A 14,962-nucleotide genomic window follows, 5' to 3' on the forward strand; every position below is an offset into this window, starting at 1 on the left:
TATGATTGAGCTGCGGAATAGTACGGTGCGCTTAGCGGAGAGGTATTTATAATTTTGTGCGGATGCGCCTGAATGTAACTGGTTTCGCATCAACTGATAAAAATTATGTCAAATCAATAGATTTGTAACGTATAACCTTATGCAGCACAGGCAAAACAGGCCAAAAAAAACGGCCCGCGCGGGGCCGTTTAGTCACAGAGCAGGCGGTTTAGCCTTTAATCTGCGCGTGCATTTCCTGCACCGAAATCACTTTTTCGGTCGGATCCGCATTCAGCGCCATCGCGGTAGCAAAACCACCGTTCAGCGTGGTGTCGTAATGCACTTTGTACTGCAGCGCGCTGCGGCGAATCAGTTTAGAATCCTCAATCGCCTGGCGTCCTGCGGTGGTGTTGACGATGTAGGTGTACTCACCGTTCTTCAGGCGATCCTGAATGTGCGGACGCCCTTCGTGCACCTTGTTCACCAGGCGCGGATTGATGCCGGCTTCACCCAGCACCACGGCGGTACCGTGCGTCGCATCCAGCTCGAAGCCAAACTTCTGCAGCTTCGCGGCCAGGTCAACAATACGTTTCTTGTCGCCTTCACGCACCGACAGCAGCGCACGCCCCTGCTTCTTCATATTGCTCTGCGCGCCGAGCATAGCTTTGCTGAATGCTTCCGCGAAGGTGCGGCCCACGCCCATCACTTCACCGGTCGAACGCATTTCCGGACCAAGAATCGGGTCCACACCCGGGAATTTGTTGAACGGCAGCACCACTTCTTTTACCGAGTAGTACGGCGGAATCACCTCTTCGGTCACGCCCTGTTCAGCCAGGGTTTTGCCAGCCATCACGCGCGCAGCCACTTTCGCCAGCGGCACGCCGGTGGCTTTGGAGACAAACGGCACGGTACGCGCGGCACGTGGGTTGACCTCAATCAGGTAAACTTCGTTGTCCTTGACCGCAAACTGCACGTTCATCAGGCCACGTACGTTGAGTTCGAACGCCAGCTTTTCCACCTGCTGGCGCATCACGTTCTGAATCTCAGTGCTCAGGGTGTACGCTGGCAGCGAACAGGCCGAGTCACCGGAGTGCACGCCCGCCTGCTCAATGTGTTCCATGATGCCACCAATCAGCACGCGTTCGCCGTCGCAAATCGCATCGACGTCCACTTCCACCGCGTCATCAAGGAAGCGATCCAGCAGCACTGGCGCATCGTTGGACACGGACACCGCAGTCTGGAAGTAGCGCTTAAGATCCACTTCGTCATAGACGATTTCCATCGCCCGGCCGCCCAGCACATAAGAAGGACGCACCACCAGCGGATAGCCAATCCCTGCGGCTTTCTCTACCGCCTGTTCCAGCGTCGCCACCGTGGCGTTAGCTGGCTGTTTCAGTTTCAGGCGATCCACTGCCTGCTGGAAACGCTCACGGTCTTCCGCGCGGTCAATGGCATCCGGACTGGTACCAATCACCGGCACGCCAGCCGCTTCCAGCGCGCGCGCCAGCTTCAGCGGCGTCTGGCCACCGTACTGCACGATAACGCCTTTTGGCTGCTCGATGCGCACGATCTCCAGCACGTCTTCCAGCGTTACCGGCTCAAAGTAGAGACGATCTGAGGTATCGTAATCGGTTGACACGGTTTCCGGGTTACAGTTGACCATAATGGTTTCGTAACCGTCTTCACGCAGCGCCAGCGCCGCATGCACGCAGCAGTAATCGAACTCAATGCCCTGACCGATACGGTTTGGCCCGCCGCCCAGAATCATGATCTTGTCGCGATCCTGATTAGGATTGGCTTCGCACTCTTCTTCATAGGTGGAGTACATGTAGGCGGTGTCCGTGGCGAACTCTGCCGCACAGGTATCCACGCGCTTGTAAACCGGATGCAGGTTGAACTGATGACGCAGCTTGCGGATTTCACTCTCCGCCACGCCCGCCAGCGTTGCCAGGCGCACATCGGCAAAGCCTTTACGCTTCAGCGCACGCAGGAAATCCGCGCTCAGCGAGTTAACACCTTCGCGCGCCACCTGCTCTTCCAGGCGCACCAGCTCTTCAATCTGCACCAGGAACCAGCGGTCAACGTTGGTCAGGTTGAACACGCCGTCGACTGACATGCCGGCACGGAACGCATCAGCGATATACCAGATGCGGTCAGAACCGGCATCTTTCAGCTCGCGGCGGATACGGGTCAGGGCTTCGCCATCATCCAGATCCACTTTCGGGTCGAAACCGCTGGCGCCCACTTCCAGACCGCGCAGCGCTTTCTGCATCGATTCCTGGAACGTGCGGCCAATCGCCATCACTTCACCGACCGACTTCATCTGCGTGGTCAGACGATCATTGGCACCGGCAAACTTCTCGAAGTTGAAGCGGGGAATCTTGGTGACGACGTAGTCGATGGACGGCTCGAACGAGGCCGGCGTACGGCCACCGGTGATGTCGTTCATCAGTTCATCGAGGGTAAAGCCCACCGCCAGCTTGGCCGCGACTTTGGCAATCGGGAAGCCGGTCGCTTTCGAGGCCAGCGCTGAAGAACGCGACACACGCGGGTTCATCTCAATGACGATCAGGCGGCCATCTTTCGGGTTCACCGAGAACTGGACGTTGGAACCGCCGGTTTCGACACCGATTTCACGCAGTACCGCCAGCGAGGCGTTACGCATGATTTGATACTCTTTATCCGTCAGCGTTTGGGCAGGCGCCACGGTGATGGAGTCACCGGTGTGAATCCCCATCGCGTCAAAGTTTTCAATCGAGCAGACGATGATGCAGTTGTCGTTTTTATCACGCACCACTTCCATCTCGTACTCTTTCCAGCCAATCAGCGACTCATCAATCAGCAGCTCATTGGTTGGCGACAGATCGAGGCCGCGCTCGCAAATCTCTTCAAACTCTTCGCGGTTGTAAGCGATACCGCCACCGGTGCCGCCCATGGTAAACGACGGACGAATGATGCACGGGAAACCGACCTCTTCCGCTACCGCCAGCGCTTCTTCCATGGTGTGCGCGATACCGGAACGTGCGGTATCCAGGCCGATGCTCTTCATCGCCACATCGAAGCGGCGACGGTCTTCGGCTTTATCAATCGCATCGGCGGTGGCACCAATCATGGTCACGCCAAACTCGGCCAGCACACCCTGGCGCTCCAGCTCCAGCGCACAGTTCAGCGCGGTCTGGCCACCCATGGTCGGCAGCACCGCATCCGGGCGCTCTTTTTCAATGATTTTACGCACCACTTCCCAGTGGATAGGCTCGATGTAGGTCGCATCCGCCATTTCCGGGTCGGTCATGATGGTGGCCGGGTTAGAGTTCACCAGAATGACGCGGTAACCCTCTTCACGCAGCGCTTTACACGCCTGCGCACCTGAATAGTCGAATTCACATGCCTGGCCAATCACAATCGGGCCAGCGCCAAGGATCAGGATAGATTTTATGTCAGTACGTTTTGGCATCGTGGGCTCCTGATTACTTCGCGTTAGAACGGTAAGCTTCGATCAGTTCGATAAAGTGATCGAACAGCGGCGCCGCATCGTGCGGGCCTGGGCTGGCTTCCGGATGTCCCTGGAAGCTGAACGCCGGTTTGTCGGTGCGGTGAATGCCCTGTACGGTCTGGTCAAACAGGGAAACATGGGTCACGCGCAGGTTAGCCGGCAGGTTGGTTTCATCGACGGCAAAACCGTGGTTCTGCGCGGTGATCATCACAGTATTGTTATCGAGGTCTTTCACCGGATGGTTGCCACCGTGATGGCCAAGCTTCATCTTCACGGTTTTCGCACCGCTGGCCAGCGCCAGCAGCTGATGGCCAAGACAGATACCAAACACCGGAATGTCAGTTTTCAGGAAAGCCTGAATCGCGCTGATGGCGTAGTCGCACGGCTCCGGGTCGCCAGGGCCATTCGACAGGAAAATCCCGTCCGGATTCAGCGCCAGCACTTCATCAGCCGGCGTTTGCGCCGGGACAACCGTCAGGCGACAGCCGCGATCCACCAGCATGCGCAGGATGTTGCGCTTGGCGCCGTAGTCATAAGCCACCACGTGGAACGGCAGCGCGTCAGCGCTTTGCTGTTCGGGCAGGCCGCCTTTCAGCGCCCAGCTCCCCTGCTGCCACGCGTAGGTTTCCGCCGTGGTCACTTCTTTCGCCAGGTCCATGCCTTTCAGGCCCGGGAACGCCTGGGCTTTCTGCAGCGCCAGCGCCGCATCCGGACTGTCGCCGGCGATGATGCAGCCGTTCAGCGCCCCTTTCTCACGCAGCAGGCGCGTCAGTTTGCGCGTATCGATATCGGCGATACCGACAATATTGTTGCGCTGCAAATAGGCTGACAGGCTCTCTTCGCTGCGGAAGTTGCTGGTAATCAGCGGCAGATCGCGGATGACGAGGCCCTGAGCATGGATTTGACTGGATTCTTCATCGGCGGCATTGGCACCAACGTTGCCGATATGAGGATAAGTGAGGGTGACGATCTGGCGGGAATAGGAAGGATCAGTGAGGATTTCTTGATAACCGGTCATTGACGTATTGAAAACGACCTCCCCCACTGCCGATCCCGTTGCCCCGATGGCCCGACCGTGGAATTGGGTTCCGTCTTCCAGAACCAAGAGCGCTGACTTAATCAAAACATCCTCCAGGGAATAAGCAGTCACAATATCTGCATATTAATTCAAAATGATGCGCTGAATCAATGCAAAAACCGCCTGACCGCTCGATTTTTGGCAAATTGCGCGCATTCTAATGATCGACCTGGTGATTGTCTACCCTGAGCGGTTATTTTTTTGTATATTTCGGGCTACTGAATGTTAAAAGTGAAGCAAGGCGACAAAATAGTGAGAGATCTCCGATAAATAATCGGTTGCCTGACGCAATTAATGGCAAAACACCGGCTGACTGCGTAAATTTTTGACCAAATGGTCAAAAAAAGCCACTCGACATGAAAAAACGTGCAGATAAGTCACAAAAACAACCATCATAAACAAAAATAACAATCAGACTACCATTTTACAGACAAAATAAAGGGCAATGAAAACATTGCCCTGTTCAATCAATATCTTACCGATTGAAATAACCACATCACGATGGTTCACAACACTCACAACATCGATAAATCCAGCACATCACGCATATCATAAAGGCCAGATTTCTTATCTTTTAACCACGCAGCAGCCTTAACGGCCCCGTTGGCGAAGGTCATACGGCTGGAAGCCTTGTGCGTAATCTCTACACGCTCGCCGATATCCGCAAACATCGCGGTGTGCTCACCGACAATATCGCCCGCGCGCACAGTGGCAAAGCCGATGGTTTGCGCCTTGCGCTCGCCGGTATGGCCTTCGCGCGCGTAAACCGCGTGCTCATCCAGCTTCCAGTGCATGGTGTCGGCAATCGCCTCTCCCATCGCCAGCGCCGTGCCTGATGGCGCATCCACTTTGTGGCGGTGATGCGCTTCCACAATCTCGATATCCGCATAGTCGCCCATCACTTTTGCCGCCTGCTGTAACAGGTTAAGCACCAGATTGACGCCGACGCTGAAGTTCGCGGCAAACACGATGCCAATCTCTTCAGCCGCTTCACGGATGGCTGCCTTACCGGCTTCATCAAAACCGGTGGTGCCAATCACCATCGCTTTTTGATGCTGACGGCAGAACGCCAGATATTCCAGCGTGCCTTCCGGACGGGTGAAATCGATCAGCACATCGAAATCATTCACCACCTGCCGCAGATCGTCGGTCACCCGTACGCCGGTTTTGCCGATTCCCGCCAGTTCACCGGCATCCGCCCCCAGCAGCGAGGAACCGCTGCGCGCCAGCGCCGCGCCTAACACCACGCCTTCCGCCTGCTGTGCGGCCTGAATCAGATTGCGTCCCATGCGACCCGGCGCACCAACAATAGCAATGCGGATTTCACTCATATTTATTCATTCCTGATACAAAACTATGCATGCAAAGCGTAAACAGGTTAACGGTCAGATAACAGTCACGCCACAATAATAACGGGATAATAAGAATTTTAGGCCAGCCGCGATAGATTATCAGTAAAAGCAATCCCGCCCGCTGGAAGTCACGGCTGAGGTGACAAAGGATAAAGAAAAGGCCGAACATTGTCGGCCTGTTTCTGTCAGCAAATTGAAGTGCTTACTGCACGTTGCGTACGTCGACGCGCAGCTCTTTCGGCACTTCAAACACGATATTCTCTTCACGGCCAATCAGCTCAATTGCCGCTTCGCCGCCCAGCTCACGCAGGCGCTGAATCACCTGCTGCACCAGAATATCCGGAGCCGAAGCGCCGGCGGTAACGCCGATACACTGCACGCCTTTGACCCACTCTTCCTGAATATCATCCGCAGAATCAATAAGCTTCGCCAGCTTGCCGGCACGCTGCGCCAGTTCCGCCAGACGATTCGAGTTGGAGGAGTTTTTCGAGCCGACCACCAGAACCACCTCCGCATCCTGCGCCAGCACACGCACGGCTTCCTGGCGGTTGGTGGTGGCATAGCAGATATCATCCTTACGCGGTCCGATGATTGCCGGGAAGCGCTGACGCAGCGCATCGATCACGTCCGAGGTATCATCCACCGACAGCGTGGTCTGCGTCATAAAGCACAGGTTGTTTTCATCTTTTACCTGCAGCTTAAACACATCCTCAGGCGACTCCACCAGATACATACCGCCGTTCGGGTTGCTGTACTGGCCCATGGTGCCTTCCACTTCCGGATGGCCGGCGTGGCCGATGAGAATCGCTTCCACACCTTTACGGCTGGCACGCGCCACTTCCATATGCACCTTAGTCACCAGCGGACAGGTGGCGTCAAACAGCATGGTGAGGCTGCGCGCTTTCGCTTCGGCGCGTACCGCCTGGGAAACGCCGTGTGCCGAGAAAATCAGGATGGCGTTGTCCGGTACTTCACTGATCTCTTCAATGAAGATCGCACCGCGCTCGCGCAGGCTGCTAACCACGTAGCGGTTATGCACCACTTCATGACGCACGTAGATTGGCGCGCCATACATCTCCAGCGCCCGCTCGACAATGCTGATGGCGCGGTCGACGCCTGCACAGAAACCGCGTGGGTTAGCTAACAGGATTTGCATCGCTGGCCTCCAGCACCGGATCGATCTCCAGCACTTCAATCTCGAATTTAATGCGCTGACCCGCCAGCGGATGGTTGAAATCGACGGTAATCGAGTCACCGGAAATTTCACGAATCACGCCCGGCATTTCGCTGCCGCCCATGCCGCTGAACAGCATGATGGCACCGACTTCCGGCTCGCCCGCGTCGATGAAATCACGGCGCGAGAAGTACTGGATCAGATCCGGGCTGGCAGCGCCAAAGGCGTCTTCCGGCTCGAGCGTAAAGGCGTGCTGATCGCCCACTTTACGCCCGACCAGCTCCTGCTCCAGCGCCGCCGACAGGCTGCCATCTCCCAGACGGAACAGCGCAGGCTTGCCGTTGGCGCGCGTGGATTCAGCCGTCGAGCCATCCTCCAGCTTCAGTGTAAAATGCACCAGCAGCGCGCTGTCGCGCTGAACGATGTCTGTCATCTGTTACCCTTATTTATTCGTGACCTGTTTGCCTTTCGGGCTGAGAAAGCCCTCCAGCACCACCAGCGCCGCACCGATGCAGATTCCGCAGTCGGCAATGTTAAAGGTGGCGAAGTGCCAGTCACCGACATAGAAGTCGATAAAGTCGACCACAAAGCCGTGCCAGGCACGATCAAACAGGTTACCCAGCGCCCCGCCAATAATCAGCGCGTAGGCAATGTTGGTTAATTTATTGCTGGCGCGATTGCGATACATCATCACCAGCAGCGACACCACAATGGCGATGGCAATACCGGCAAAGAACCAGCGCTGCCAGCCGCCTTTGTCTGCCAGGAAGCTGAACGCCGCGCCATAGTTGTGCGCGTAGAACAGGTTCAGGAACGGCATCAGCGGCTGGGTTTCATGCAGCATCATGTTGTTCATGACCCACTGCTTGCTGGCAAAATCGACCACGATCACCACCAGCACCAGCCATACCCAGCGCAGTCCGGTTGAGCACAGTTTACTCATCAGGCAAATTTCCGCACTTCACCGTTTCCGGCTACGTTGGTGTAGCAACGTCCACACACCGCAGCATGCTCCGGATTCTGGCCGACGTCAGTAGTGTAATGCCAGCAGCGCGGACATTTCTCGCCTTCTGCTTTATGCAGCGCGATTTTCAGACCTTTTAACAGCTCGCTCTGCTGTGCTTCGTCGCTGGCCGTCACATAATCCGCCACGGTCGCGCCCGAGGTCAGCAGCACGAAACGCAGCTCATCGCCCAGCGCCTGCAGCTTCGCCGCCAGTTCCGGATCGGCGTACAGCGTGACGGTGGCTTCGAGTGCGCCGCCGATGCGTTTGTCGCTGCGCGCCTGCTCAATAACCTTGTTTACTTCACCGCGCACTTTCAGCAGTTCTGCCCAGTAAGCATCATTCAGCGCTTCATCCTGCGCCAGACCAAACAGGCCCTGATACCACTCTTCGGTGAACACGTACTGTGGACGCTCGCCAGGCAGATAGCCCCAGATCTCATCCGCGGTGAACGACATGATCGGCGCCATCCAGCGCACCAGCGCTTCAGCGATATGCCACAGCGCGGTCTGGCAGCTGCGACGCGCCAGGCTGTCGCCCTTCGCGGTGTACTGACGATCTTTGATCACGTCGAGGTAGAACGAGCCCATCTCAATGGAGCAGAAGTGCATCAGACGCTGCACCACTTCGTGGAAATCGTAGTTCTCGTACGACTGCACAATATCCTGCTGTGCCGCCAGCGCACGGCCGACAGCCCAGCGATCCACTACCACCATTTCTTCCGGGCTGACGCAGTCTGTCGCCGGATTGAAGCCTGCAAGGTTGGCCAGCAGGAAGCGCGCGGTGTTACGGATACGGCGATAGCTGTCGGCGGCCCGTTTCAGGATTTCGTCGGATACGGCCATCTCACCGGAGTAGTCGGTTGAGGCCACCCACAGACGCAGAATATCCGCGCCCAGCTTGTCCATCACGTCCTGCGGTGCCACGGTATTGCCGATGGATTTCGACATTTTGCGGCCCTGACCGTCGACGGTAAAGCCGTGGGTCAGTACCTGACGGTAAGGCGCTTTGCCTTTCATCGCCGTGGAGATCATCAGCGACGACATGAACCAGCCGCGATGCTGATCCGAGCCTTCCAAATACATATCCGGTGCGTGCCCGTCAAATTCCGGACGCGCATCCACCACCGAGAAGCTGGTCGATCCGGAGTCAAACCAGACGTCGAGGGTATCCGGCACTTTGACGTAGTGATCGGCGTCATCGCCCATCAGATCGCGCGGATCGAGATCCCACCACGCCTGAATGCCGTCCTGCTCGACGCGCTGCGCCACTTTCTCCATCAGCTCCAGCGTATCCGGGTGCAGCTGCTCGCTCTCTTTATGGACGAACAGCGCCATCGGCACGCCCCAGGTGCGCTGACGCGAGATGCACCAGTCCGGACGGTTAGCGACCATCGCTTCGATACGCGCCTGACCCCAGTCCGGGATCCACTGCACGCCTTTGATCTCTTTCAGCGACTGCGCACGCAGGCCTTTCTGATCCATGCTGATAAACCACTGCGGCGTAGCCCGGAAGATGATTGGCGTTTTATGACGCCAGCAGTGCGGATAGCTGTGCAGCAGTTTTTCCACGTGCAGCAGCGCGCCTTTCTCCTGCAGCAGCGCAACGATCATGTCGTTGGCTTTAAATACGTTAACGCCATCCAGGGTTGGATAGGTGCCCGGCAGATACGCGCCGTCCGGTCCGACCGGGTTAGCGGTTTCGATGCCGTACTTCTGGCCGATCACATAGTCATCCGGACCGTGGCCTGGCGCGGTGTGCACCGCACCGGTACCGGCGTCCAGCGTGACGTGCTCGCCCAGCACCACTTTCGACTGGATCTGCTCAAGGAACGGATGCTGGAACAGCTGCAGCTCCAGCGCGGCGCCTTTGCATTCGCCCAGCACCTGCCACTCGCTGATGCCCGCGCGTTTCAGCACCGATTCCACCAGATCTTTCGCGAGGATCAGGCTGCGGCCGGCAATCTGCACCAGCTGGTAGTCGAATTCCGGATGCAGCGAGATGGCGCGGTTTGCCGGCATAGTCCACGGCGTGGTGGTCCAGATAACCAGTGAAACCGGGCCTTCCGACGCCGCAACGCCAAACTTCGCGCGTACCGCGTCGGCGTCCAGCGCGTTAAACATCACGTCGATAGAAGGTGAGGTTTTGTCGTAATACTCCACTTCCGCTTCCGCCAGCGCGGAACGGCAGTCCATGCACCAGTGCACCGGCTTGGCGCCTTTGTGCAGATGGCCATTACCGATGATCTTGCCCAGCGCGCGAATGATGTTGGCTTCGGTCTGGAAATTCATGGTCAGATAAGGACGATCCCAGTCGCCGAGCACGCCAAGGCGGATGAAGTCCTTCTTCTGGCCTTCAACCTGCTCCGCCGCGTAGTTGCGGCAGGCTGCGCGGAATTCAGCTGCGCTGACTTTCTCGCCTGGCTTGCCGATCATCTGCTCAACTTTGTGCTCAATCGGTAAGCCGTGGCAGTCCCAGCCGGGAACATACGGCGAGTCAAAGCCCGCCATGCCCTTCGACTTAACGATAATATCTTTCAGAATCTTGTTAACTGAGTGACCAATATGAATGCTGCCGTTCGCATACGGAGGGCCATCATGCAGGATAAAGGTTTTTTTCCCTTTTTTGGCTGCGCGGATGATGCCGTACAGGTTGTCATCATACCAACGTTGCAGCATTCCCGGTTCGCGTTTGGCCAGATCGCCACGCATCGGGAACCCCGTTTCCGGCAAATTCAGGGTAGATTTATAGTCACTCATCAGATTCTCGGTTCCGTATTTCGGTCATTAAACCGGTGTTTTTAGCCCAAAAAATTGGCGGGCCGTCACCACATCTTTCGCAATTTGTTCTTTCAGCGCGTCCAGCGAAGCGAAACGCTGTTCGTCGCGAATCTTCTGCTTCAGCACCACCTCAATGTGGCGCCCATAAAGATTCATATGTGTGTCGAGCAGGTGAACTTCAAGCTGCTGACGCAGACCTTTTACCGTCGGGCGCGTACCAATGTTTGCCACGCCGGGAATCGGCTGCTCGCCCAGCCCCAGCACTTCTACCGCAAAGACACCTTTTACCGGCGTCACGGTGCGTCGAAGCGGGAGATTGGCGGTCGGGAAACCAATGGTGCGTCCCAGTGCATCACCGTGCACCACGCGGCCAGAAATACTGAACGGATGACCGAGCAGCAGCTGCGCCTGAGCAAAATCGTCCTGCGCCAGCGCCTGACGTACCGCCGTACTGCTGATACGTTTGCCGCCATCACAATAGGTCTGGGTGCTGATGACCTCAAAGCCATACTCCGCACCGGCTTTCTGTAATAACAGGAAATCCCCCTGGCGACCAGCGCCAAAGCGGAAATCATCCCCCACTGCGAGGAATTTCACATTGAGCTTGTCGACCAGCAGTTCGCTGATAAAGCTTTGTGCTGAGTGTGCCGCAAACCGGCGATCGAAGCGCACGCACACCACGGCATCAACGCCCGCCAGTGCGAGGTATTTGAGCTTTTCACGCAGACGCGTCAGGCGCGCCGGCGCTTTGTCGCCGGCAAACAGCTCCAGCGGCTGTGGCTCAAACAGCATCACCACCACCGGCAGGTTGCGTTTACGTCCTTCGGCAATTAACTCCGCCATCAGCGCCTGGTGGCCGCGATGCACGCCGTCAAAATTACCAATGGTCAGGACGCAGCCGCGATGCTGCTCTTTCAGATTGTAAATACCGCGGATAAACTTCATGGCTGACTCAAACCGGTGGAAATCGGCGGATTATACCCTTGAATAGCGTTCAGGTTAACCCGTCTGCGTGCCTTTCCTGCGCCTGATTCAGCGTCAGGCGCCCGCTGGCTGGCGGCTCCGGCCCCATCACAACAATTTTGTTGCGAAATACTGTATTCAGCGCGGTGTTGCTGGTAGAATCTTGCGCCATCAATTACGTAAGCGGGTGTCGTAGTTAAAACGACGCTTTATTGCACAAATCCATTGACAAAAGAAGGCGCAAAAGGCATAGTCCTCGGCCTTTGATTTGTCCATATAGAACACATTTGGGAGTTGGACCTTGGCTAATATCAAATCAGCTAAGAAACGCGCCGTAACATCTGAGAAACGTCGCAAGCATAACGCGAGCAATCGTTCTATGATGCGTACTTTCATCAAGAAAGTATACGCGGCTATCGCAACCGGCGACAAAGCTGCTGCGCAGAACGCATTCAACGAAATGCAACCAATCGTGGACCGTCAGGCTGCTAAAGGTCTGATCCACAAAAACAAAGCTGCACGTCATAAAGCAAACCTGACTGCTCAGATCAACAAACTGGCTTAATCGCCGTCTGTTTATCGCTTTGTTAAAAGAACCGGCGCTTCGCCGGTTTTTTTATGCCTGCGATCCGTGGCTGAACAGCGCGCTGAAGTCGCGATGGCAGATGCTCTGCACCGCCGGATGCTGAATCATACGCGCGGCAAAAATAACGTGATACTCCTCCATCACCGTCTCCAGCCTGCCGATCTCGCGCACGCTATCGTCACGATAGACGTCATCTCCGTACAGCGTCGGTGCGACAAAGATCGCGTTGTTCTGCGCGCCAAACGCCTTCATCAGCGCCGCATCATCAAATTCACCGAGAATCTCAACCTGTAACCCCTGGCTGTGGATCCAGTTCAGCAGCTTGCGCCCCAGCATCGAACGCCGGCCGGGCAGCAGCAGGCGCCGCTGCTCCAGACAGGCCGGAAACGGCAGCTCAGGCAGTGGCGCATTACACCAGAAGCTAACCGGACATTCGCCGAGCTTGACCGAAAACAGCCCGGCCTGCTGGGTTGAATCTATCGGGCAGTCGGAGAGGATCATATCCAGCTTGTGCTGGCTGAGCTGCTCCAGCAGCATTTCATGCGTTGATTCAAAGCAGCGCAGCTGAATTTTCTCGCCGGCCATCACCACCGTTTCCAGCACCTTGCTCACCAGCTGTTTTGACAGCGCATCCGCCACGCCAACATCAAACAGCAGATGCGACTCCTTGCGGTAGTTAACGATATCAAGCATTTCCTGGCTGAGCATAAACATGCGATCGGCATAGCGGAACACCAGCTGCCCCAGCTCGGTGGGCACCAGGCCGCGCCCCTGACGGCGAAACAGCACGCCATTCAGCTGCTCTTCCAGCGCTTTGATCTGGCCGGTTACGGTCTGCGGCGTGAGGCACAGCACTTCAGCGGCGCGCACCACCGAACCGGTTTTGCACACCTGCCAGAAGTAGTAGAGATGATTAAAATTGAGCTGATTCATACCATAAAGGAGGCTTGCGCCTCTCCTTACTAGCGCAGTTTGATGCGCAGCAGCGTGTAACCTATCACCGCCGACAGCAGTGAACCGCTAAGAATGCCCAGCTTCGAGAACGTCACCAGCTGTTCATGCGCGGCGTCAAACGCCAGCGAACTGATGAAGATCGACATGGTAAAGCCGATACCGCACAGCACGCCGATGGCCATAATGTCGCGAATGGTGGTGCTGCCAGGCAACGCCGCCAGCCGCAGCTTCACCGCCAGCCAGCAGAACAGCGTGATACCTAACGGTTTACCAATCAGCAGACCGAGGATAATGCCAAGCGGCTCCGGCGACAGCACATCGCCAAAGGTGATGCCGCTGAGCGAGATGCCGGCATTGGCGAACGCGAACAGCGGCAGGATCAGCCAGTTCACCCACGGCATCAGCCCGTGCGCCAGGTGCTCAGCCGGTGAGTGTCCCTCTTTCTCCTCCAGCGGCACAAAGAAGCCCACCACCACGCCCGCCAGCGTGGCATGCACGCCGGACTTCAGTACCGCGGTCCACAGCACCACGCCCACCAGCATATACACCGCGATGTTGCGCACACCGCAGCGATTGAGGATCGCCAGCAGCACGATAGCGCCGCCCGCCACGCTCAGCGACAGCACTGACAGATCGCTGGTATAGAACAGCGCAATAATCACGATGGCACCGAGGTCATCAATGATCGCCAGCGCCATCAGGAACACTTTCAGCGCCGCCGGTACCCGGCTGCCGAGCAGCGCCAGCACGCCGAGCGCAAAGGCGATATCGGTGGCCGTGGGAATTGCCCAGCCGTTGCGGGCAACGTCGTTATCATGATTGAACAGCAGGAAAATGAGCGCCGGCGCAATCATGCCGCCCAGCGCAGCAATCACCGGGAAGATCGCGCGATCGCGGCTGGCCAGCTCGCCGCTGATCAGTTCGCGCTTCACTTCGAGGCCAATCAGCAGAAAGAACAGCGCCATCAGCGCATCGTTAATCCACAGCAACAGGTTTTTGCTGATATCCAGCGCGCCGAAGCGAATCTGTACCGGCTCCGCCAGCAGGTTTTGATAGCCCTGCGCGGTGGCGGCATTATTGGCCAGCACCATCGCCGCCACCGCCGCCAGAATCAGCACCATGCCGTTGCTGGCGTCACTTTCGATAAAGCTTTTCAGCAAGCTTCGAATACTACGGGGTTTGTTCACAACTCCTCCTGAGCAGAGACATTTGGTGGAGAAGTTTAGCCGCTGAAACACCTCGTTAAAAGCAGCTTATGTCTCGTTTATTGCTCGGGATTTTCGAGTTATTCGCCAGGCCGGGCGTATTTCAGCGGAGGGAGGGGCTGAAAGCGGACGAACGCAATACGGCGCTGGTCGCTAAGCAGGTAGCACGCCGTCAGGCCTGGTGGTTAGTGCAGGTCAGCAGCGTCACATCATCCGTGCGCTGTTGTGGCAGCGCATTATCGCCAGCAATCTCATGCTGGGCGCAGTGAGGCTGATGCGGATGCAGGCCGCCTGGCGGTGAGAAAGGCTCAGCCATCTGGGCACTTGCCAGCGCGGAAAACGCCACAAGCGCTGTTGAAAGTAACAACGGTAGAAGTCGCATAATTTTTTGTCTT

The 14,962-nt window shown here is 56.9% G+C and carries 12 protein-coding genes; 1 reads left to right on the top strand and 11 read right to left on the bottom strand.

Going from position 1 to position 14,962, the window contains the following annotated elements; translation table 11 throughout:
* Positions 1-208: 208 nt before the first annotated feature.
* From carB to ribF, 8 genes are all read right to left on the bottom strand, one after another.
* Positions 209-3,433: a carbamoyl-phosphate synthase large subunit gene (carB, locus tag K7H94_RS15485; RefSeq protein ID WP_021507592.1), complete on the bottom strand. Its 3,225-nt coding sequence runs from the start codon at positions 3,431-3,433 to the stop codon at positions 209-211.
* A 13-nt stretch (positions 3,434-3,446) separates the two neighbouring features.
* Positions 3,447-4,595, bottom strand: a complete 1,149-nt coding sequence (gene carA / locus K7H94_RS15490) for a glutamine-hydrolyzing carbamoyl-phosphate synthase small subunit (protein WP_031279710.1) — start codon at positions 4,593-4,595, stop codon at positions 3,447-3,449.
* A 470-nt stretch (positions 4,596-5,065) separates the two neighbouring features.
* Positions 5,066-5,881, bottom strand: coding sequence for a 4-hydroxy-tetrahydrodipicolinate reductase (gene dapB, locus K7H94_RS15495; protein WP_222951294.1), 816 nt, complete (start codon positions 5,879-5,881; stop codon positions 5,066-5,068).
* Between the two features lie 223 nt (positions 5,882-6,104).
* Entirely contained in the window at positions 6,105-7,058 is a 954-nt protein-coding gene (gene ispH, locus K7H94_RS15500) for a 4-hydroxy-3-methylbut-2-enyl diphosphate reductase (RefSeq protein WP_021507596.1), read from the bottom strand.
* Positions 7,039-7,509: an FKBP-type peptidyl-prolyl cis-trans isomerase gene (gene fkpB / locus K7H94_RS15505; protein ID WP_021507597.1), complete on the bottom strand. Its 471-nt coding sequence runs from the start codon at positions 7,507-7,509 to the stop codon at positions 7,039-7,041. The genes ispH and fkpB overlap by 20 nt, the downstream gene beginning before the upstream one ends.
* A 9-nt stretch (positions 7,510-7,518) precedes the next feature.
* The gene (lspA, locus tag K7H94_RS15510; protein WP_021507598.1) at positions 7,519-8,019 is read right to left on the bottom strand and encodes a signal peptidase II; all 501 of its coding nucleotides are present in this window, start codon (positions 8,017-8,019) and stop codon (positions 7,519-7,521) included.
* A complete protein-coding gene (gene ileS / locus K7H94_RS15515) occupies positions 8,019-10,838 on the bottom strand; it encodes an isoleucine--tRNA ligase (protein WP_088516070.1) in 2,820 nt (939 codons plus the stop codon). The genes lspA and ileS overlap by 1 nt, the downstream gene beginning before the upstream one ends.
* Positions 10,839-10,865: 27 nt before the next feature.
* Positions 10,866-11,804, bottom strand: a complete 939-nt coding sequence (ribF, locus tag K7H94_RS15520; RefSeq protein WP_150059233.1) for a bifunctional riboflavin kinase/FAD synthetase — start codon at positions 11,802-11,804, stop codon at positions 10,866-10,868.
* Between the two features lie 319 nt (positions 11,805-12,123).
* Between ribF and rpsT the strand changes: the two genes are divergently transcribed.
* Positions 12,124-12,387, top strand: a complete 264-nt coding sequence (gene rpsT, locus K7H94_RS15525; protein ID WP_013507813.1) for a 30S ribosomal protein S20 — start codon at positions 12,124-12,126, stop codon at positions 12,385-12,387.
* A gap of 51 nt (positions 12,388-12,438) precedes the next feature.
* Here rpsT and nhaR read toward each other — a convergent pair whose 3' ends face one another.
* The 3 genes from nhaR to K7H94_RS15540 all read right to left on the bottom strand — a co-directional run bounded on the left by nhaR (position 12,439) and on the right by K7H94_RS15540 (position 14,883).
* Positions 12,439-13,341, bottom strand: coding sequence for a transcriptional activator NhaR (gene nhaR / locus K7H94_RS15530; protein WP_058759651.1), 903 nt, complete (start codon positions 13,339-13,341; stop codon positions 12,439-12,441).
* A gap of 29 nt (positions 13,342-13,370) precedes the next feature.
* Positions 13,371-14,549: a Na+/H+ antiporter NhaA gene (gene nhaA / locus K7H94_RS15535; RefSeq protein ID WP_141496235.1), complete on the bottom strand. Its 1,179-nt coding sequence runs from the start codon at positions 14,547-14,549 to the stop codon at positions 13,371-13,373.
* A gap of 190 nt (positions 14,550-14,739) precedes the next feature.
* Positions 14,740-14,883, bottom strand: a complete 144-nt coding sequence (locus K7H94_RS15540) for a hypothetical protein (RefSeq protein ID WP_164861030.1) — start codon at positions 14,881-14,883, stop codon at positions 14,740-14,742.
* Positions 14,884-14,962: the final 79 nt, after the last annotated feature.

It is taken from the genome of Pantoea dispersa, assembly GCF_019890955.1.
Classification (GTDB): Bacteria; Pseudomonadota; Gammaproteobacteria; order Enterobacterales; family Enterobacteriaceae; genus Pantoea; species Pantoea dispersa.

Coding starts and splice junctions, on each gene's coding strand:
- ispH (WP_021507596.1), bottom strand. CDS start 7,058: ATGCAAATCCTGTTAGCTAACCCACGCGGTTTCTGTGCAGGCGTCGAC.
- lspA (WP_021507598.1), bottom strand. CDS start 8,019: ATGAGTAAACTGTGCTCAACCGGACTGCGCTGGGTATGGCTGGTGCTG.
- K7H94_RS15540 (WP_164861030.1), bottom strand. CDS start 14,883: ATGGCTGAGCCTTTCTCACCGCCAGGCGGCCTGCATCCGCATCAGCCT.
- ribF (WP_150059233.1), bottom strand. CDS start 11,804: ATGAAGTTTATCCGCGGTATTTACAATCTGAAAGAGCAGCATCGCGGC.
- nhaR (WP_058759651.1), bottom strand. CDS start 13,341: ATGAATCAGCTCAATTTTAATCATCTCTACTACTTCTGGCAGGTGTGC.
- dapB (WP_222951294.1), bottom strand. CDS start 5,881: ATGAGTGAAATCCGCATTGCTATTGTTGGTGCGCCGGGTCGCATGGGA.
- ileS (WP_088516070.1), bottom strand. CDS start 10,838: ATGAGTGACTATAAATCTACCCTGAATTTGCCGGAAACGGGGTTCCCG.
- fkpB (WP_021507597.1), bottom strand. CDS start 7,509: ATGACAGACATCGTTCAGCGCGACAGCGCGCTGCTGGTGCATTTTACA.
- carB (WP_021507592.1), bottom strand. CDS start 3,433: ATGCCAAAACGTACTGACATAAAATCTATCCTGATCCTTGGCGCTGGC.